The sequence below is a fragment of the Paenibacillus sp. SAF-068 genome, from assembly GCF_051967555.1.
GTDB lineage: Bacteria > Bacillota > Bacilli > Paenibacillales > Paenibacillaceae > Paenibacillus.
Map to the genome: position 1 here is coordinate 17,214 of NZ_JBQCJX010000003.1, position 19,088 is coordinate 36,301.

A 19,088-nucleotide genomic window follows, 5' to 3' on the forward strand; every position below is an offset into this window, starting at 1 on the left:
GTATAGCTTTTCAAGAAAATTGTAAATCTTCATTTTCTATTAAGAAAGAAATCTTCATTTTAATATTTAACGTAAAAAAGTATAAAGAAAAAACCAACTTTCCTTGAATACAATTGTTTACTAAATAGGTTCTGAAATAAAATTTGAATATCTTACAAAGTAAATAAGAAATCTGTAATCATTATAAACTTAAATTCAAACTTTATTCAGTAGTATATTACTTTTGTTTATTGATTAAAAAGAAAATGTTTGAAAATATACAATATAGTGTTAATATAATAATGTAATAACCACAAAATATATTTATTGGAGGTATTTGTATGAAGAAAAAGATATTATGTTCTATATTGTCATTAGGATTAGTTGGCTCTTTCGCACTATCTTCTGTCTCAGCAGAGAACTTATCTGAAGTTGTACCAAGTGAAGTTGCAGCTAAAAGAGCTTTTGCAGAACAGTACAGCCATGAGTTAAAAGTAGATTTGAGCTCAGAAGAAAAAGTAGAATATAGGGAAGAACTTGATTCTACTATTGCTAAACTGGTTGCTCAGGGGGCAACAGAGAACGAGATAGATAAGGTAATTCGTCAATTTAACGCTCATGTTTTCAAAACAGAAACTAACCCAGATAAAAATGAAGTATCACCACTCTCACAAGCTTCTAATGTTACATTAACTAAACCAATAATAACTTATTCTGGTACAACTGGTGAATGGACAGTAACAGGTGGCGGCCATTGGAATAATGAAGCTTGGAAAGCAGATACACCTGGTGTATGGGTTCCTATTACAGGCCAAACAAAAATAATTGGTGGTCCTGACTCTATAGGATTAACTTATTACAATAAGAGTGGAACCTATAATGCTAAAGTCCTTAGATCAGCAGGTTATTTATATGATGGTAGAGGCAATGAGGTTAAAAATCCAAATCCTACTTATGGGAGTGGGGCAGCAGGAGTCGCTTTTGAAATTCAAGATTATATGAAACTTGTCAATGCAGGAACAGTTGATGTTGCTTACATGGGTAATAATTTTGCCGCCCAAATAACATATGATTCCAATTTTAAAAATTTACACGGAAATGCTCGAACAATGTATGTACACACATGGGACACAGCAAAAATAAGCAGCATTAGTTTAGGTGTGTCTGGTGGTAACTTCGGGGCTAATGTAACAATTTCTAACGCTGCAAAAAGTTTCACAGTGTTCAATAATGCTGATGCAAGTTTTTAAAGTTATGTAGATAATCTGGTTTTACTCATATTAAAATAGCTCTTGGTCACAAAGCTTTATTTTTAGAGTAGCTATCATTTTATAAAAATATGCAAAATGAAGCCTCCAAGCCCGTTTAAAAATGGGATTTGGAGGCTTTAGTGTATAAACTTTATTTAGAAATTAAAATATTTATAAGTTGAGTCAAGCAAAATTCTATTCCTGACTGAACTCGGAGATATGTGGATTTATACTGTGGATAGTTTCTAACTTTAATTAGTTATCCACATGTTAATAATTTCCCAACCATGTTCAATCACCGTAGTTGACTTTTATAGGTGGGTCATGATAATATTTATAAAGGTGTTTTCTGTGAAGATGAAAGTGATTCATCACATAAGTATTTCCTTGTGAGGAGGTGCAATACATTGAGACCTACATTCAAACCGAACGTTAGCAAACGTAAAAAAGTTCATGGTTTCCGGAAAAGAATGAGCACGAGCAACGGCCGTAAAATTTTGGCCGCACGTCGCCTTAAAGGCCGTAAAAACCTGAGTGCTTAATGCATTGAAGACCACCGAGGTGGTCTTTTTTTTCTTAATTAGCTCAATTCAGACTGGATGCTGCTATAGTTCAGGTCTGAATGGTCTGCCAAAAAGTGCTGAACAGACACGATGTATGTATGTGGAGTGAGTTTTCCATTTGTCGAAAACTTACCTTTATATAAGGATGACGGTTTACCGTCATTCAAGAAAGCCTATACTAAAACAGTAATGAGGCCTCCGTCAACAACAATGATGGAGAACAGCAAGGAGAAGCGCCGTGTATAAAAGACTGCGTCTACAAAACCGGGCGGACTTTAGCCGCGTATACCGGTATGGAAAATCGTTTGCCAATCATCAATTCGTGGTGTACGGCTGCCGACGTAAAGATACGGAACAATTCCGGGTGGGCGTATCATGCAGCAAGAAAATCGGGAACGCTGTCGTACGTAACCGGATGAGACGCATGATTAAGGAAATTGTTCGTCATCATGAGCATGAGATTGTCACGCAAATGGATCTGATTTTTATCGTCAGAAAAGGTGCACTGGACATGCCCTATAAGGAAATGGAAAAAAGCCTGCTACATGCGATGCGCAAGGGCTCACTTTTGAAGTCAAGTAAGCGGTAAGCTTCGGTTTATTTGTCCTCCTAATTATGGTATGATTTACGGTGGAATGGATTGGTTAAGAGAGGGGTTATGAAGTGTCGCGATTGAAGACATCAAAGGGGAAGTGGATTCTCCTCATTGCAGTCATTGCAATGGTCACCGTACTGGCCGGATGTACTCCACAAGGGACAGTTGGAGTCACTACGGAAGATCTAAAGAACAGTGAGTCGTTCTGGAAAAGTAATGTCGTTTATTGGTTTTCCTTAGCACTTGACGAATTTGCAAATTGGTTCAATGGTGAATACGGTCTATCAGTTCTTCTAATGGTTTTAATTGTAAGGACATTAATCTTACCGTTAACTATGAAGCAGGTACGGAGTTCCAAGGCGATGCAGGCTATCCAGCCGCAACTGAAGGAGATCCAAGCCAAGTATAAAGATACACCTGAGAAAGTTCAGCAAGAAACAATGAAGTTGTTTCAAGAGAACAAAGTTAATCCGATGGCGGGTTGTCTGCCGCTTATCATTCAGATGCCGATTTACATCGCACTTTATAGTTCAATTAATGGAAACTCCAGTTTGAGAACCCATGATTTCTTGTGGCTCCAGCTCGGAGAACCCGATCACCTGTTTATTTTGCCAGTGCTGGCTGCGATCACTACATTCATTCAAACATGGATGATGATGCGTATGAACCCTGCGCAGCAAGTGGGACCAATGCAGTTCATGCTGTGGGTTTACCCTATCTTGATCTTCGTGATGTCCTATCAGTTCCCGTCAGCACTTCCGCTGTACTGGTTCTACAGTAACATCTACACGATCGTGCAAAACTATTTCCTTTACCGGAATAATGATAAAATCGTGGCTGAGGTCAACGTGAAGCAGAATAGCTCTTCGAAAAATGGAGCTAAACGCAAAAACGGTGGCAAAGCGACCGTCTCTGGAAAAGGGTCGAAAGGGGCCAAAAAATCGAAATGACCACAGTCATTACGTCAGGAAAAACCGTTGAAGATGCTGTAAACCAAGGATTGACCGAGCTTGGCGTAAGTCGGGACAAGGTCGAGATACAAGTGTTAGAGCAGCCGTCAAAAGGATTCCTGGGTTTGTTCGGGGTGAGGGCGGCCAAAGTAGAAGTGAAATTGTTGCCTGTACCAGAAGTTGTCCCACAGCCGATCAAACCAGCTGCATACCAACTTGAAGTAGATGCATTACTTAAGGATATCGCAGCTAAAAATCCCTATGAAGAAGCGGCTGCTTTCTTGAAAGAGGTCGCAGCAGGTATGGGACTGGATGTTGAAGTGCATATCAAAAAACAGCGGGATGGACATATCTTCAATATTGCCGGCGACGATCTGGGCATGATTATTGGCAGACGTGGACAAACACTGGATGCGCTTCAGTATCTGACGAACATTGTAGCGAACCGATATTCGGAAAGCTTCGTTCGAATTGTGCTCGACGCGGAGAATTTCCGTCAACGTCGGCGGAAGACGCTGGAGGACCTGGCCGATAGGTTGGCTGGACAAGCCATCCGTACCGGTAAGGAAGTTGTACTGGAACCAATGCCTCCGCTCGAACGAAAAGTCATTCATGCAAAACTGCAAAATCACCCGCAGATTAAGACGTTAAGTAAGGGCGAAGAGCCTAATCGGCGTGTGGTTATTACGACGAAATAACTCGAAATTGAAGACGCAATGGCTTCCTGCCCGGTGCAGAAGCCATTGCTTTTTTCGTACAGAAGCAATTTGGTAAGGTACGTAGAACAAGTGAAGAGTGAACTTAATACGATAAGTGACATGTCATATGTTATATCATTAATAGAGTTGAAAATGGATATGGCGTCCCCCGAGGGACGGCAATTTTAAAATAGAGCAAGGAGAGATAACCATGATCAGTGATACGATCACAGCGATATCAACGGCTGTCGGAGAGGCGGGTATTGCCGTGATCCGGGTGAGTGGCCCGGAAGCAGTGTCGGAGACGGAAAAGATTTTCCGCAGTAAAACCCCTTTAACTCAGGCAGCATCCCATACAGTTCATTATGGTCATATCATAGATCCAGTGAGCGGCGAGAAGATCGAGGAAGTGCTGGTAACAGTCATGCGCGCTCCACGGTCTTTTACAACAGAAGATGTCGTGGAGATCAGCGCCCATGGTGGTGTAGTGTCGGTAAAACGGGTCATGGACTTGTTGTTGCAGCTCGATATTCGCCTGGCTGAACCCGGTGAGTTCACGAAGCGTGCTTTCCTTAATGGGCGGATTGACCTGTCTCAGGCTGAGGGTGTCATGGATCTAATTCGTTCCAAATCGGACCGGGCTTTCTCGGTTGCATTGAAACAAGTTGAAGGCAAACTGTCCTCCAAACTGCGTGATCTACGATATACTTTGGTGGAAACATTGGCTCATATTGAAGTAAATATCGATTATCCCGAGCATGACGTGGAATCGTTAACGTCTGATTTTATCAAAGAAAAGTCCAGTCAGGTTATGACTGAGATCGATAAATTGCTGACTACAGCAGAGCAAGGAAAAATCCTGCGAGAAGGTATCACTACCGCTATTGTTGGACGACCTAACGTAGGAAAATCCTCATTGATGAATACACTGGCGCAAGACAATCGGGCTATCGTCACCGACATTCCAGGGACAACTCGTGATGTAATTGAAGAGTTTATTACGATTAATAACATTCCGCTGAAGTTGCTGGATACGGCAGGCATACGGGAAACGATGGACGTTGTAGAAAAGATCGGGGTAGAACGCTCTCGTTCTGCGGTAAGTGAAGCCGATCTGATCTTGATGGTTGTGAATGCTGCGGAGCCACTTCATCCGGATGAGATTGAATTATTGGAACAAATCCGCGGTAGACAATCGATAATCATTATGAATAAAATGGACTTAACGCCACATGTAGAACGTGACGTGCTGCTTCGATATATTCCGGAAGAACGGCTTGTGCCGATGTCGGTGAAAGATGATCTGGGTGTGGATCGACTGGAAGAGGCGATTTCTACGCTATTTTTCAGTGGCAAACTGGAGTCCGCAGACCTGACCTATGTCAGCAATGTACGTCATATTGCGTTGCTCAAAAAAGCAAAGCAGTCCCTGGTAGATGCATATGAAGCAGCAGACCAGTTCATTCCGATCGATATGATTCAGATTGATGTTCGTTTGGCGTGGGAGCACTTAGGCGAGATTGTTGGAGATACAGCCCATGATGCATTAATTGATCAGATTTTCTCCCAGTTCTGTCTAGGAAAGTAAAAATAATATACTGACGATTGACTTAGATCCTAGTGTATGATGGAAAGGTACAATTTCTGCCTGTTGTCAAAGGATGGAATGATATTGTAGCCATTACGTGTTGGTTTCATATAGATAGGAATGCAGATTCCGATGAACGGTTAGAAGTATTTTGTTTTCATTATAAGGGGGTAAACGGGAATGGCTTTTGATGGCGGCAGTTATGATGTAATCGTCGTTGGTGCAGGACATGCTGGTGTGGAATCCGCGCTGGCCGCAGCCCGTATGGGGTCCAAAACACTGATGATTACGATCAACCTGGATATGGTAGCCTTTATGCCTTGTAACCCATCTATTGGGGGACCGGCCAAAGGACATGTTGTGCGTGAGATTGATGCACTTGGTGGAGAAATGGGACGGAATATCGATAAAACCTTTATTCAGATGCGAATGCTTAACACGGGTAAAGGGCCTGCTGTTCACGCGCTTCGAGCTCAGGCAGATAAATTCTCCTACCAGCATAAAATGAAGGAAACGATGGAGAATGAACGTAATCTGACAATGCGTCAGGGTATGGTTGATCGCCTGATCGTTGAAGATGGAAAATGTGTAGGTGTTGTGACTCAGACCGGAACGGAGTATCGGGCCAAAGCAGTCGTTCTGACAACAGGCACATACCTGCGCGGCAAAGTGATCATGGGTGAGTTGATGTATGAGAGTGGACCAAACAATCAACAACCATCTCTTAAATTGTCAGAGCATCTGCGTGAACTGGGCTTTGATCTGGTTCGTTTCAAAACAGGTACACCACCACGTGTGCATAAGGACACGATTGATTTTAGCAAAACGGAAATTCAGCCTGGCGATGATGAGCCGAAGTTCTTTTCCTATGAAACGGAATCTTCTGATAATGAGCAGCTGCCTTGCTGGTTGACGTATACCTCTGTGGAGACACATCAAATTATTAATGACAACCTGCATCGTGCACCGATGTTTTCGGGTGTAATCGAAGGAACTGGACCGCGTTATTGCCCATCCATTGAAGATAAAATTGTTCGGTTTAGCGACAAACCGAAACATCAGATTTTCCTGGAGCCGGAAGGCAAAAATACATCCGAGTATTATGTGCAGGGACTATCTACAAGTCTGCCAGAAGATGTTCAACTTGCGGTTCTGCGCTCCATTCCAGGTATGGAAAAAGTGGAAATGATGCGTAACGGCTATGCAATTGAATACGATGCGATGGTGCCTACACAATTATGGCCATCCCTTGAAACCAAACGTCTGCCAGGTCTGTTCACAGCAGGTCAGATTAATGGTACTTCCGGTTATGAAGAAGCGGCTGGACAAGGCGTTATGGCCGGCATTAATGCAGCTCGCAAAGTACAAGACAAAGAACCGATTGTGCTTGATCGTTCCCAAGGTTATATTGGTGTACTGATTGATGATTTGGTAACAAAGGGAACCAATGAACCGTATCGTCTGTTGACTTCACGCGCTGAGTATCGTCTGTTGCTTCGCCATGATAATGCAGATATGCGTTTGACGGAGATCGGACATGACATTGGCCTGATCCCTGAAGAGCGTTATGCGAAATTTTTGGATAAAAAGGCAAAAGTCGAGCAGGAAGTCGCACGTCTGAAAGTGGCTAAAGCTCGCCCGGTTGAAGTGAATGCCAAGCTGGAAGAGTACGGATCTACACCTATTCAGGATGGCAGTACGTTGCTTACCTTGCTGCGTCGCCCGGAGCTGGGGTATGAACTGATTGAACAGCTCTCACCATCTGAGGTAGAACTGACAGCAGATATGAAAGAACAAGTGGAAATACAAATTAAATATGCGGGTTATATTGAGAAACAATTGATCCACGTGGAACGTTTGCAAAAGATGGAGAAAAAGAAAATTCCGGACACCATCGTATATGATGAGATTCATGGCCTCGCTATGGAAGCCAAACAGAAGCTCGCTACGATTCGTCCAATCTCGATTGGTCAGGCTTCTCGTATTGCTGGAGTTACTCCTGCCGACATCTCCATTCTGCTGGTCTACCTGGAGCATTATAACCGTGTAACCGCAGCAAGGGGACAATAATGGACGATATTCAACAGCAACTGCAGCGGCGCTTAAAGAAACATGGATTAGAGCTGGGAGAACTCCAATTGGAGCAATTCGAACTGTATTATCAGGAGCTGGTATCTTGGAATGAAAAGATGAATCTGACCGGAATTACGGATCGGGAGCAAGTGTATACCAAGCATTTCTATGATTCGGTTTCACTGGCCTTTTATACAGACATGACCAAAGTAAATAAGCTGGCTGACATTGGTTCTGGAGCAGGTTTTCCTGGATTGCCACTGAAAATCTGTTTCCCGCACATTAAGCTTACGATCATTGATTCATTGAATAAACGGATTGGCTTTCTACAACATGTGGTAGATATCCTTGGTCTGACAGACGTGGAGTTGGTCCATGGACGTGCGGAAGAGATTGGACGCAAAGAAGGATACCGTGACAGTTACGATCTCGTTACCGCGCGTGCAGTAGCCAAGCTGGCTGTGCTGAATGAATTCTGTCTTCCTTTTGTTCGTAAAAGTGGAATATTCGCTGCGATGAAGGGTGGAGACCCACGTGAGGAAATGAAGGAGGCGGAGTTCAGCTTCAATCAGCTGAAAGGACGGGTTAAGGCCGTTCATCCATTCCAGCTTCCGGTTGAAGAATCAGAGCGTCACATCATCCTGATTCAGAAATTTGATAAGACACCATATAAGTATCCGCGCAAACCAGGTACACCAATGAAGACTCCACTGGTGTAGTTGTGTGTGGATTTTGTAATCAGTCAAAACTAAATGGATTGTGGAAATGAATAAAGAGGATGTTTCACGTGAAACATCTTCTTTTTTTTGTTTTCTGAAGGGGATGATTAAGGTTAACAACACAGACCCTCCATATTACATATCTCTTAAAGAAACTATAATGATGAATTTCAAGCAGCGTATCTGATGCACAAGCTCATTAATTGAACGTGTGCAAGACGTCATATTTCCAATATTCACAAAGAAAAAGCAGGAAAATTAGCAGAGTTTAAAGAATAGGTAAGCATAGGATTATGATAGAAAAGATGATAGAATAGAAGTATCCGATCCTGGGTCACAGCGATCATAGATTATATGTATAGATAGATGGATATACGCTCGTTGTTGTATGACAGAAGGCGTTATAAAAGGCAATACTTATTCCAAGAACGATGCATGTGAAGGGTCGCTTATTGAATAAGAAGCACCTGCAAAGACTGTGGGAGCTATTACGAAACTAGGTGGTAATCTGCGGAATGAAAGAACAATTTTCGAAGTTGTTTGGTTTGGCGGAGCGCAATAACGGAGATGAGATCAAACAGATTCCGGTTAATGAAATTGTGAGCAGCCCATATCAACCCCGTACTATTTTTGATGATGATAAAATTGATGAGTTGTTGCAGACGATCAAAACACATGGCGTCATTCAGCCAATTGTCGTTCGCGTGCGAAATGGATCATATGAGATTATTGCCGGGGAACGTCGCTGGCGTGCAGTTCGAAAACTGGGTTTGGATACGATTCCGGCTATTGTACGGGAATTCAACGATTCTCAGGCCGCATCCATTGCACTGATTGAGAACCTGCAGCGTGAAGGATTGACCTCAATTGAAGAGGCCGTCGCTTATCAGAAGCTGATTGACTTGCATCAACTGACACAGGAAAGTCTTGCACAGCGACTCGGCAAAAGCCAGTCAACCATCGCCAACAAAATCCGGTTGTTGCAGCTCCCGGATGGCATTAAGGCCGCGTTGATGGAACGCAAAATTTCTGAACGGCATGCAAGAGCATTACTTTCTCTGGATACGGAAGAACTGCAGATGAAGTTGCTTGGAGAGATTATCGAAAAAGAGTTAAACGTGAAACAGACAGAGGCACGTGTTGCCTTCTACAAGGAAGCATCCAAGATCAAAAAATCCAAACGCGTTTCCTTTACCAAGGATGTAAGACTTGCACTTAATACGATTCGCCAATCCATTGACATGGTGACTGGCTCAGGTATGGACATTAAAACCAAAGAAGCAGACCATGAGGATCATTACGAGATCGTTATCCATATTCCAAAACGTAAATAATTGAAGCTTATGGCGGCAATGAGCCGCTTTTTATGTCTATAAAGCAAGTTAGGTCTGACATTTTCAAAGAACAGTATAGTGATGGAACGGTAGTTGTTGTTTGTGTGGACGATAGCCGCCTGCTTTTTGTTAACAATATCTCACAACCTACAAGAAAAGACTCCTATTTTATTTGAGGTGAAGTAATTGTCTAAGATTATGGCCGTAGCAAATCAAAAGGGCGGTGTGGGGAAAACGACGACATCTGTTAACTTGGGTGCAGGACTGGCTTCACTCGGGAAAAGAGTATTGCTTGTCGATATTGACCCTCAGGGGAATACAACCAGCGGAGTTGGAATCAACAAAGCAGATGTGGCTAATTGTATATATGATGTCATTATTAATGAGGTTCCTCCTCAAGAAGCGATTGTGGAGACTCAGATTGAAGGCCTTCATATCATACCTGCAACGATTCAGCTTGCCGGAGCCGAGATCGAATTGGTGTCCACGATATCACGGGAAGTTCGCCTGAAAAAATCACTCGCCATGGTGAAAAAAAACTATGATTACATACTGATCGATTGTCCACCATCCCTTGGTATGTTAACGATCAATTCGTTGACTGCTTCCGATTCGGTGATCATTCCGATTCAGTGTGAGTATTATGCTCTTGAAGGATTAAGTCAGTTGCTTAATACGGTTCGTTTGGTACAAAAACATTTGAATACATCCCTGCAGATAGAAGGGGTATTGCTGACGATGTTTGATGCACGGACCAATCTGGGGATACAGGTTATTGAAGAAGTGAAAAAGTATTTTCAACAAAAAGTATATCAAACGATTATTCCGCGCAACGTACGGCTTAGTGAAGCACCATCTCATGGTCAATCGATCATTACGTACGACCCTCGGTCAAGAGGGGCGGAAGTGTATCTAGAGCTCGCAAAGGAAGTGATTTCTTATGAGTAAGCGGCTTGGAAAAGGTCTTGATGCCCTCATTCCTTCGCTTTCAATTAATGACGATGATAAAGTCGTAGAAATCCCGATTAGTCAACTGCGGGCTAACCCCTATCAACCACGTAAAGTATTTGATGAGGGCGCGATCCATGAACTGGCTGAGTCCATTCGTCAGCATGGTGTCATACAACCTATTATAGTTCGTCCTGTATTAAGAGGTTATGAGATTATTGCCGGAGAGAGACGGTTCAGAGCATCCCAATATTGTGGTAATGCAACCGTACCGGCTGTAGTCCGCAACTTTAGTGACCAGCAGGTAATGGAGATTGCCTTGATCGAGAACCTGCAACGGGAGAATCTGAATGCCATGGAAGTTGCAGTTGCTTATCAGGGGTTAATGGATCAATTCGCGTTGACTCAGGAAGAGTTGTCTGTAAAAGTAGGTAAATCACGTTCTCACATCGCTAACTTCTTGCGTCTATTATCATTGCCTGAAGAAGTGAAAGACCATGTTTCACGTGGAACATTATCTATGGGACATGCACGTGCCATCGTTGGCATTAAAGACGAGGTTGTAGTGAAGCAACTTGCCAAACAAACCATTGATCAGCAATGGAGTGTACGTGAGTTGGAAGAAGCTGTTCAACAACTGGATCGTTCCAAAACAGGTGAGGCTAAGGCCAAATCGAAGTTGAAAAAGAAAGATCCATTTATTGATACGTTGGAAGAATCTCTGCGTGAACGTTTCAAAACAACAGTGAAAATCAAGCACAATAAAGATAAAGGTAAAATTGAGCTCAACTACTACAGTCAACAGGATCTGGAACGGCTATTGGAATTGTTACAATAACAGTCGGTCTATGATTCATTAACAACATGCGGGGCTTACTCATGTCATGACATATCGCCTCTGTATCATGGAGAAACGATATGTCATTCTTTGTTTACGGGGTCATATGCGTAGTGCGTGTAGGCTAATTATTAATATATGGGACAGGGGTGGTTGTGAGGTGGAGGGAGTTATCTATCTGGATCATGCAGCAACATCTTGGCCCAAACCACCTGCTGTCGGTGATGCGATGCTGAATGCAATGGAGATTGCAGGGGCTAATCCGGGCAGAGGAAGCCATCGAATGGCTGTACAGGCAAGTCGTGTTCTGTTCGAGGCGAGAAGATCCATATCCCATATTTTTGGTATCAAAAATGCAAATGATATTGCCTTCGGATCAAATACGACAGAAGCACTGAATTTGGCTATTCAAGGTTCGCTCAAGGAAGGCGACCATGTGATTGCCACTATGGCTGAACATAATTCAGTTAGACGCCCACTGGAGTACATGCGCAGATTACGAAATGTGGAGATTGATTATGTACCCGTTAATGCAGCTGGAGCCATTGATCTGATGCAAATGGAACGTATGTTTCGTTCCAATACGAGACTGGTGGTATGTACACATAGTTCGAATCTCCTTGGCAGTATTCTTCCTATTGAAGAAATTTCGCTCCTGTGTCGTAAAAATCGAGCGATCTTGTTGGTAGATGCGGCCCAAAGTGCTGGTGTTATGCCTGTAAATGTACAACACTTGGGAATCGACATGTTGGCTTTTCCAGGGCATAAAGGACTGCTTGGTCCTCAGGGTACAGGGGGCTTGTACATTGCCTCTGAGCTCGATATAGAGCCTTTACTCCATGGAGGAACAGGAAGTCAGTCCGAAGCGCTGGAGCAGCCTAAGGTGCGTCCTGATCGGTATGAAGCGGGTACACCCAATACAGTCGGAATCGCAGGGTTGAATGCGGGTGTGAAGCACGTTCTGGAGATGACTCCAGCGTTCATCTACCAACATGAGTGGGAATTGACCCAACATATGATGGATGGGTTGTCATCCGTCAAGGGCATTCGGATGCTCGGTCCAGAGATTGGCCAGCCACGCACCGGATTAGTATCCTTTACTGTGGAAGGGTATGATTCGGCACAACTCGCCTTCCGATTAGATCGAAATTACGGGATTGCGGTTCGCTCCGGCTTTCATTGCACACCGCTTGCACACGAATCTGCAGGTACAACCGCTACCGGAGCAGTAAGGGCAAGTGTGGGATACAACTCAACTCGAGACCATATGGATGCACTCGTTAAGGCAGTTTTGGAATTGACGGGGGCAGACTAATTAGAGTTGAAGTGATGAATTCATATATTACAGTACTGCTTGATTAAGCTTATGGATATCCGGTTGATTAATAATAATTGATAAAATTACAGACAGACGTAATCTGATCAAAAATATAGAGGGGTAGTTGCAATTACATGGCTGAATTAAATGAGCTGATTCTGGAACAGCTGTTATGGATTATTGGCGGAATGGCATTACTTACGGTGATCTTGCTGATTGTGAGTATTGCTCAAGGGGCAAAGTTACGAAAGTTTAAACGTAAATATGAAGCCATGATGGCTGGCAGTGGAGTAGAGGACCTGGAATCGTTGCTGATTAATCTGAAAATCCAGATGGACAGCATTGAGGATGAACACAAACTGCAAACGAATCAGCTTCAAGTTGTCATGCAAAAGCTGACCCGCATTCAAGGTAAAATTGGCGTGAAGAGATACAATGCCTATGGAGAGCATGGCAGTGACCTGAGTTTCTCCATGGCAATGATTAACGATAGCCAGGATGGCATGGTCCTTACGGGGATATATAACCGAGACGGTTCTTATGTATATGCAAAACCTCTTAAAGGGGGAGAGTCCACCTACACTCTGTCCCCAGAGGAAAAGGAAGCTATTACTCTGGCACAGCAAGCAGAGTAGAACGTGTATGCCATTCCCGGATAGCCGAGTACAGACTGCTGGATATAATCTCGGACATGCGCATAACGAGACTGAGCCGTGTGTTCTGTAAAACAAAGTATTCCATAAAGCCGCCGACGTTAACGATACCTGTCAGATGGATATCGCCGACCGGCGGTAATTCTTTATTTACTCCCGCACCCGGTTTGAGTGGACCATTGACGACTTGAATGCACCCTACACTGGATGATTGCCCAAGACAGGCATCAATGCCAATCACATAAGGGTTATGGTGTGTCTTCTGTATGTTGTGAAGTGTATCCTGTAGGTTCATCGCATGGACGGGCTCATCCAAGGTGCCATAGAGATGGAATAAAGGGCTGTCCCACTTGGAAAGGGCTGATCCGACCAGAGGACCAAGGCAGTCGCCTGTTGAGCGATCTGTGCCGATGCAGACGATCACTACATTTTGCAGAGAATGGGCTTTATAGAGATGGAACATTAAACGATGGGTAATGGCGGAGTGAATGCCTGGATCGGTATGGGGGATTTTGAGACTGGTCATGTCTTGTGATGAAAAGGAACGCGAAGTGGGATTCATAGGATCTATCCTTTCCCTTGGAATAGTAGTAACAGTATATGGAAAGGTAGAGCGTTTTATACTTCACGAGGACAAGCTTTTTCTCTGGGGTTGGACGTATGGGTGAAAGGAGCCGGACATGGACGAGTGGATTAACGATTGGATGCTGATTGCGTTTGATTCAACCCAGCAGGCACTGCGTGCTGAAATGCTGCTGGAGTTTGCCGAGATAGAGATTGATTTGTTCCCTACGCCAAAAGAAATTACAGCAGGGTGTGCGCTATGTATTCAGTTTCCGAAAGAGGATCTGGAGCGAGTGCAAAAGATCATTCGTAACGAGTTCGTAGAGATTCGAGGCCTCTATTTCAAAACAGAAGACAGCTATGATAACATACCGATGTAGAGGAGGCATGATGCATGTTGCCATTTCAATTTGCTCAAGGGGATGCTGATGTCAGTACCGCAGCCGTCGTTGATGAAGCCCTTCGTTGGACCGATAAAGTCTGGAACAAAATTGCAGATCCCGATATGTGGCTTAACATTATGTTCAGCTCAATCCGGATTATCATTATTTTTATCATCACCCGTATTGTCATTAAGGTGGTATATCGAATTATAGATCGTTCCATGGAACGCAAGCAGGAAGGCAAGATTCGCGTGAATCCGCGCAGATTCGTAACCGTAGGGGAACTTCTAAAAAATGCGACCTCCATAACATGTAATTTTATTATGATTCTGCTACTGTTATCTGAGATCAATATCCAAGTTGGACCACTACTCGCGAGTGCCGGTGTGCTGGGGCTTGCCATTGGTTTCGGTGCACAGGGTCTGGTCAAGGATGTTATTACGGGTTTCTTCATTATATTGGAGGACCAATTCGCTGTGGGGGATGTTATTCAGACGGGAACCTACAAGGGAACGGTTGAGGTGATTGGGCTAAGAACAACCAAACTGGTCAGCTGGCAAGGTGAGGTACACATTATCCCGAACGGGGCAATTGCAAGTGTAACGAACTACTCCATGTCGAATTCGCTGGCTGTAGTGGATATTCCGATGAAGGCGGACTTAAGTCTCGATGAGTCGGTAAACCTGGTGAAGAAGTCTTTGGTAGGGATTGAAGAGCGTGATCTGAATATCGTGAAGGTACCGGATGTGCTTGGTATACAGTCGATGTCTACATCAGAGTATGTGGTGCGAATTGTAGCTGAATGTATGCCCAACTCTCGTGCTTCTGTGGAACGGCAGATTCAGGGCGATGTGAAAAAAACTCTGGAGTATCGTGAGATGAGTCATCAAGCAGCATTGGAACATGCAGCAGCTTTGGAGAAAAATGAGGGGGATGGCACAGGTGGAGCGTAAAAGTTTCCAGCTTGGGGATATCGTGCAGATGAAGAAGCAACATCCCTGTGGCAGTAATGAGATGGAGATCATTCGAATGGGTATGGATATTCGGATCAAGTGCGTCGGATGTAAGCATAGTGTGTTGATCCCTAGAGCAAAATTCGAGAAGAACATGAAGAAAGTATTGCGTTCAGCCGAAGATTCCACAGAATCATGATCTTGCAGTGATAAGGGATGCAGTACACGTAATAACGTTTACATGCAGGCTCCGTAGGAGTATTGCGTTCTGTAAATGATCATGCTATAATCAATATTGCTGCGGAAAGGTACCCAAGAGGCCCAAGGGGGCTGACTCGAAATCAGTTAGGCGTGTCACAGCGTGCGTGGGTTCGAATCCCACCCTTTCCGCCACTTCAATTGCAATTTACTCAATACGTTTGAGTTGAATAAAAAAGATCGATAAGAAGACTTTCCATTAGGAAAGTCTTTTTTTGTATAATGTTATATCAAATAAGTATGTATTAAGCTTGTATGTATATCAGTTGTCTCAATTATATTTATGACTAAAAACAAAAACAAAGAGCCCAAAAGGGCTCTTTATCCGGCGGTGCATTTGTTTGTTAGGAAACAATCGGTCGTAACAATCAGAAACCTGGTGTACTGCACGTAGCAATACGCGTGCTTCAGACGAAGGGCCTTACAACACATAACCACTTGCTTCTTAAATTACGGGATGAATCTCCAACAGCGAATGATCGGCTTCGTTGTCCAACGGAACCACACCTCTCTCGTGCACCGCCTAAATGTATTATGTGCTTTATTCAGTTTTATATACATGGATCGTAAAAAGTATTGCGGTCAATGAACGCGGGCTTTGGTCAGCTTCTTCCACTTCCGATTATGATTGCTCGTTTCAGGGAAAGCTTCACCTTTTTGCAGCGTTACCCGCTTTGGGTTCTGAATCTCCGTAACAAAGCTTTTTTCCCCAATCTCCGTATACTCTCCATCGTTTGGTGCTTTGTCTCCGGGTTCAAACTCGGTTTTTTCACCCATGATAAAACCTCCTCTGCAGATTATGTTACTTTGTTGCTTCTGTAGTTTGCTCCATTGCCGATCTGATCATGTGCCAATATGTACAGGGAACGTTTGCTTGCACTTTGACTCGGTATTTGTTATATTAATATAGTTCGAGTTTGTGCTCGTTCCTTGCTCTCAACCTGGATTGAGGGCCAGAGTCCATAAGGAGGTGAAAATTATGCGCAAATATGAAGTGATGTACATTATTCGTCCTGACATTGAGCAAGAAGTTGTTCAAGCTACAGTCGATAAATTCCAAGGCATCATCTCCAACGGCGGTGGTGAAGTTACAGCTCACGACGTTATGGGTAAACGCCGTCTTGCGTATGAGATCAAGAAATTCCGTGATGGTTTTTATGTTCTGGTACATTTCACTGCTGAACCAGCAGTTGTAACTGAACTTGAGCGTCTCATGAAAATTTCTGACGAAGTTATTCGTTATCTCATTACCAACGACGTTAAGTCTGCTTAAGACAACTCGTGATTAACGCACCAATACGCTCTGAAGGAGGGGATTACATTGTTGAACCGTGTCATTCTGATTGGCCGGTTAACCCGGGATCCTGAGTTGCGTTACACTCCAGCAGGAGTAGCAGTTACGCAATTTACTTTGGCAGTGGACAGACCGTTTACAAGCCAAGGGGGAGAAAAGGAAGCGGATTTCATTCCGGTCGTAACCTGGAGACAGCTTGCCGAGACTTGTGCAAACTACTTGCGCAAAGGACGCCTGGCTGCAGTCGAAGGACGCATTCAAGTACGGAACTACGAGAATAACGAAGGAAAACGTGTATACGTGACCGAAGTCATTGCCGATAATGTCCGTTTCTTGGAGTCAGCTAACCGTGATAATAGCGGTGGCGGCGGTGGGCAACCAATGCGTGAAGAGCCTTCTTATGGAGGCGGCGGACGCGCGAACAATAACAATAATTCGCGTAGCAACAATCAGGATCCTTTTTCCGATGACGGAAAACCGATTGATATATCGGATGATGATTTGCCATTTTAACATGAACTGATACTCTTAGGAGATATGGGTTACATGATAGGAAAGGACTGAAAAGCATGGGCTTCAAGCAAAGAGAAGGCGGAGACAACGATAAAAGACCGGCACGTCGTGGCGGCCGTAATAAACGTCGTAAAGTGTGCTTCTTCACAGCTAACAAAATTACTCACATCGATTATAAAGATACGGACTTGCTTCGTAAATTTATCAGCGAACGTGGAAAAATTTTGCCACGCCGTGTAACAGGTACTAGCGCTAAATATCAACGCATGCTGACGATTGCAATCAAACGCTCCCGTCAAATCGCATTATTGCCATACACAACTGAGTAGTTTATACTCAGCTTGCATACGAAGCAGTCGGCTTATAGCCGGCTGCTTTTTTGTTTATGTAAGTGCGAAGTTGCATGTTCACTCTAACTAATCAGAGAATCCAATACTATGGTGATAGAAGCATTCAAACCTCAAATGAATTATAATAGAGTCTACCTACTGAAAAGGCTCAGTTAGCAGGAATAGCTTTATTTCAGAATAATCACCAGGAGTGGACATGAATACATCAAAACATAAAGGCAAACAGAGAAAAAAGAGAAGTCTGAAAACCTGGATTATAGCTACTCTTTTACTTTCCATTATATATGTATGGTTACAGCAAAACGGTGATATGGATAACATGTGGCCCGGGACAACGGTCCAAGAGGTTGTACCGATCACCGGTCTTCATCCTGTGGTAGCAGAGAATGAGAAATTATTGGTACGGAAGGCAGCGAGACGCGGAATAGAGATTGTTATCACCCACGGCTACCGGAGTTCTGAAGAGCAAGATGCACTATTTAACCAAGGTCGCTCAAGTCCAGGCAATATTGTTACTAATGCGCGTGGTGGCGAGTCATATCATAACTATGGATTAGCTATTGATTTTGCACTGAGGACGCCTGAGGGTGATGTGGTGTGGGATATGGAGCGGGATGATAACGGGAATGGCAAGGCAGACTGGATGGAAGTTGTAGATCTCGCCAAAGAGTTAGGTTTCACTTGGGGTGGAGACTGGGCAAACTTTCCGGACTATCCTCACTTACAGATGGATTTCGGCTTGAATATCAATGAGTTGAAACGTGGTAAAAGACCTCCTGAATCACAGTAAAACGATATTATATATACATTTAAATGAATAAATATTAGATAAGCTCTGCATTTTGCAGGGCTTTTTTCTTTCTTTTGTAAAATAAATGATAAAAGATGACAATTTGGTCTTTACATTAGCAAATAAATAAAACTATACTATAATAACTAGATTTTTTACTTTGATCGCACATATGGTTTAAATATAAGCATGACCACTCCAATGGATTAAATCTCAGCTATAGTTCGAGAACTATTCAACACTCATAAATATGACATTTACCTCACGTATAGTTAGGATTATCTACTCAAATCAAAACACACACATACACTCTATGTAACTATTATGTTACGTATACGTTAAATTGACTAATTGCCTATGTACTCCTCACAGCCAAAAACATGATAATACCTCCCAAACTCCTGGCTATATACCTTTATAGTATTACTAATATCCAAATCTGTAGTATAAAAAACATTTATACCAAAAATCTCAAAA

22 protein-coding genes and 1 tRNA gene are annotated in these 19,088 nt (G+C 43.3%); 21 read left to right on the forward strand and 2 right to left on the reverse strand.

The annotated features are described in order from the left end of the window. The first annotated feature begins 320 nt into the window (after positions 1 to 320). From ACTHPG_RS17895 to ACTHPG_RS17955, 13 genes are all read left to right on the forward strand, one after another. A complete protein-coding gene (locus ACTHPG_RS17895; RefSeq protein WP_440390848.1) occupies positions 321 to 1,229 on the forward strand; it encodes a hypothetical protein in 909 nt (302 codons plus the stop codon). Positions 1,230 to 1,636: 407 nt separating this feature from the next. Continuing rightward, positions 1,637 to 1,771, forward strand: coding sequence for a 50S ribosomal protein L34 (gene rpmH / locus ACTHPG_RS17900; protein ID WP_017691413.1), 135 nt, complete (start codon positions 1,637 to 1,639; stop codon positions 1,769 to 1,771). A 259-nt stretch (positions 1,772 to 2,030) separates the two neighbouring features. Then, positions 2,031 to 2,381, forward strand: a complete 351-nt coding sequence (gene rnpA / locus ACTHPG_RS17905) for a ribonuclease P protein component (protein ID WP_440390849.1) — start codon at positions 2,031 to 2,033, stop codon at positions 2,379 to 2,381. Between the two features lie 74 nt (positions 2,382 to 2,455). Beyond that, a complete protein-coding gene (locus ACTHPG_RS17910) occupies positions 2,456 to 3,337 on the forward strand; it encodes a YidC/Oxa1 family membrane protein insertase (RefSeq protein ID WP_440390850.1) in 882 nt (293 codons plus the stop codon). After that, complete coding sequence (gene jag / locus ACTHPG_RS17915) at positions 3,334 to 4,035, forward strand: RNA-binding cell elongation regulator Jag/EloR (protein WP_440390851.1); 702 nt, start codon at positions 3,334 to 3,336, stop codon at positions 4,033 to 4,035. Before ACTHPG_RS17910 ends, jag begins: the two co-directional genes overlap by 4 nt. 211 nt (positions 4,036 to 4,246) lie before the next feature. After that, positions 4,247 to 5,623 carry a tRNA uridine-5-carboxymethylaminomethyl(34) synthesis GTPase MnmE gene (gene mnmE, locus ACTHPG_RS17920; protein ID WP_440390852.1) on the forward strand — a complete coding sequence of 459 codons (1,377 nt, stop codon included), beginning with the start codon at positions 4,247 to 4,249 and terminating at the stop codon, positions 5,621 to 5,623. A 180-nt stretch (positions 5,624 to 5,803) separates the two neighbouring features. Continuing rightward, positions 5,804 to 7,693: a tRNA uridine-5-carboxymethylaminomethyl(34) synthesis enzyme MnmG gene (gene mnmG, locus ACTHPG_RS17925; RefSeq protein WP_091035227.1), complete on the forward strand. Its 1,890-nt coding sequence runs from the start codon at positions 5,804 to 5,806 to the stop codon at positions 7,691 to 7,693. After that, positions 7,693 to 8,415, forward strand: a complete 723-nt coding sequence (gene rsmG, locus ACTHPG_RS17930) for a 16S rRNA (guanine(527)-N(7))-methyltransferase RsmG (RefSeq protein WP_062836523.1) — start codon at positions 7,693 to 7,695, stop codon at positions 8,413 to 8,415. Before mnmG ends, rsmG begins: the two co-directional genes overlap by 1 nt. A gap of 515 nt (positions 8,416 to 8,930) precedes the next feature. Then, positions 8,931 to 9,749 carry a nucleoid occlusion protein gene (gene noc, locus ACTHPG_RS17935; RefSeq protein ID WP_440390853.1) on the forward strand — a complete coding sequence of 273 codons (819 nt, stop codon included), beginning with the start codon at positions 8,931 to 8,933 and terminating at the stop codon, positions 9,747 to 9,749. Between the two features lie 186 nt (positions 9,750 to 9,935). After that, the gene (locus ACTHPG_RS17940) at positions 9,936 to 10,697 is read left to right on the forward strand and encodes a ParA family protein (RefSeq protein WP_024629525.1); all 762 of its coding nucleotides are present in this window, start codon (positions 9,936 to 9,938) and stop codon (positions 10,695 to 10,697) included. Further along, complete coding sequence (locus ACTHPG_RS17945; protein ID WP_339238899.1) at positions 10,690 to 11,535, forward strand: ParB/RepB/Spo0J family partition protein; 846 nt, start codon at positions 10,690 to 10,692, stop codon at positions 11,533 to 11,535. Before ACTHPG_RS17940 ends, ACTHPG_RS17945 begins: the two co-directional genes overlap by 8 nt. Positions 11,536 to 11,695: 160 nt before the next feature. Further along, positions 11,696 to 12,850, forward strand: coding sequence for an aminotransferase class V-fold PLP-dependent enzyme (locus ACTHPG_RS17950; RefSeq protein WP_440390854.1), 1,155 nt, complete (start codon positions 11,696 to 11,698; stop codon positions 12,848 to 12,850). Between the two features lie 137 nt (positions 12,851 to 12,987). Next, positions 12,988 to 13,488: a DUF4446 family protein gene (locus ACTHPG_RS17955; protein WP_440390855.1), complete on the forward strand. Its 501-nt coding sequence runs from the start codon at positions 12,988 to 12,990 to the stop codon at positions 13,486 to 13,488. On the opposite strand, the gene yyaC is transcribed toward ACTHPG_RS17955, so the two are convergent. After that, the gene (gene yyaC / locus ACTHPG_RS17960; RefSeq protein ID WP_036611957.1) at positions 13,463 to 14,068 is read right to left on the reverse strand and encodes a spore protease YyaC; all 606 of its coding nucleotides are present in this window, start codon (positions 14,066 to 14,068) and stop codon (positions 13,463 to 13,465) included. The two genes, ACTHPG_RS17955 and yyaC, sit on opposite strands and share 26 nt — an antisense overlap. Positions 14,069 to 14,186: 118 nt before the next feature. On the opposite strand from yyaC, the gene ACTHPG_RS17965 reads away from it, so the two are divergent. The 4 genes from ACTHPG_RS17965 to ACTHPG_RS17980 all read left to right on the forward strand — a co-directional run bounded on the left by ACTHPG_RS17965 (position 14,187) and on the right by ACTHPG_RS17980 (position 15,799). Continuing rightward, positions 14,187 to 14,450 (forward strand): DUF3343 domain-containing protein, encoded by a 264-nt coding sequence (locus ACTHPG_RS17965; RefSeq protein ID WP_017691427.1) that lies wholly within the window; start codon positions 14,187 to 14,189, stop codon positions 14,448 to 14,450. A 14-nt stretch (positions 14,451 to 14,464) separates the two neighbouring features. Continuing rightward, positions 14,465 to 15,406, forward strand: a complete 942-nt coding sequence (locus ACTHPG_RS17970) for a mechanosensitive ion channel family protein (RefSeq protein WP_440390856.1) — start codon at positions 14,465 to 14,467, stop codon at positions 15,404 to 15,406. Then, positions 15,396 to 15,605, forward strand: a complete 210-nt coding sequence (locus ACTHPG_RS17975) for a DUF951 domain-containing protein (RefSeq protein WP_036611950.1) — start codon at positions 15,396 to 15,398, stop codon at positions 15,603 to 15,605. The genes ACTHPG_RS17970 and ACTHPG_RS17975 overlap by 11 nt, the downstream gene beginning before the upstream one ends. A gap of 103 nt (positions 15,606 to 15,708) precedes the next feature. After that, positions 15,709 to 15,799, forward strand: a tRNA-Ser gene (locus ACTHPG_RS17980). A gap of 447 nt (positions 15,800 to 16,246) precedes the next feature. On the opposite strand, the gene ACTHPG_RS17985 is transcribed toward ACTHPG_RS17980, so the two are convergent. Next, positions 16,247 to 16,441 carry a YjzC family protein gene (locus ACTHPG_RS17985; protein ID WP_440390857.1) on the reverse strand — a complete coding sequence of 65 codons (195 nt, stop codon included), beginning with the start codon at positions 16,439 to 16,441 and terminating at the stop codon, positions 16,247 to 16,249. 202 nt (positions 16,442 to 16,643) lie between these two features. Between ACTHPG_RS17985 and rpsF the strand changes: the two genes are divergently transcribed. The 4 genes from rpsF (at position 16,644) to ACTHPG_RS18005 (ending at position 18,611) form a co-directional block, all read left to right on the forward strand. Beyond that, entirely contained in the window at positions 16,644 to 16,937 is a 294-nt protein-coding gene (gene rpsF / locus ACTHPG_RS17990) for a 30S ribosomal protein S6 (protein WP_036611944.1), read from the forward strand. A gap of 48 nt (positions 16,938 to 16,985) precedes the next feature. After that, entirely contained in the window at positions 16,986 to 17,471 is a 486-nt protein-coding gene (ssb, locus tag ACTHPG_RS17995; RefSeq protein WP_017691432.1) for a single-stranded DNA-binding protein, read from the forward strand. Positions 17,472 to 17,527: 56 nt separating this feature from the next. Further along, on the forward strand, positions 17,528 to 17,800 hold the full coding sequence (gene rpsR, locus ACTHPG_RS18000; RefSeq protein ID WP_017691433.1) for a 30S ribosomal protein S18: 273 nt from the start codon (positions 17,528 to 17,530) through the stop codon (positions 17,798 to 17,800). A gap of 217 nt (positions 17,801 to 18,017) precedes the next feature. Beyond that, complete coding sequence (locus tag ACTHPG_RS18005) at positions 18,018 to 18,611, forward strand: M15 family metallopeptidase (protein ID WP_440390858.1); 594 nt, start codon at positions 18,018 to 18,020, stop codon at positions 18,609 to 18,611. Positions 18,612 to 19,088: the final 477 nt, after the last annotated feature.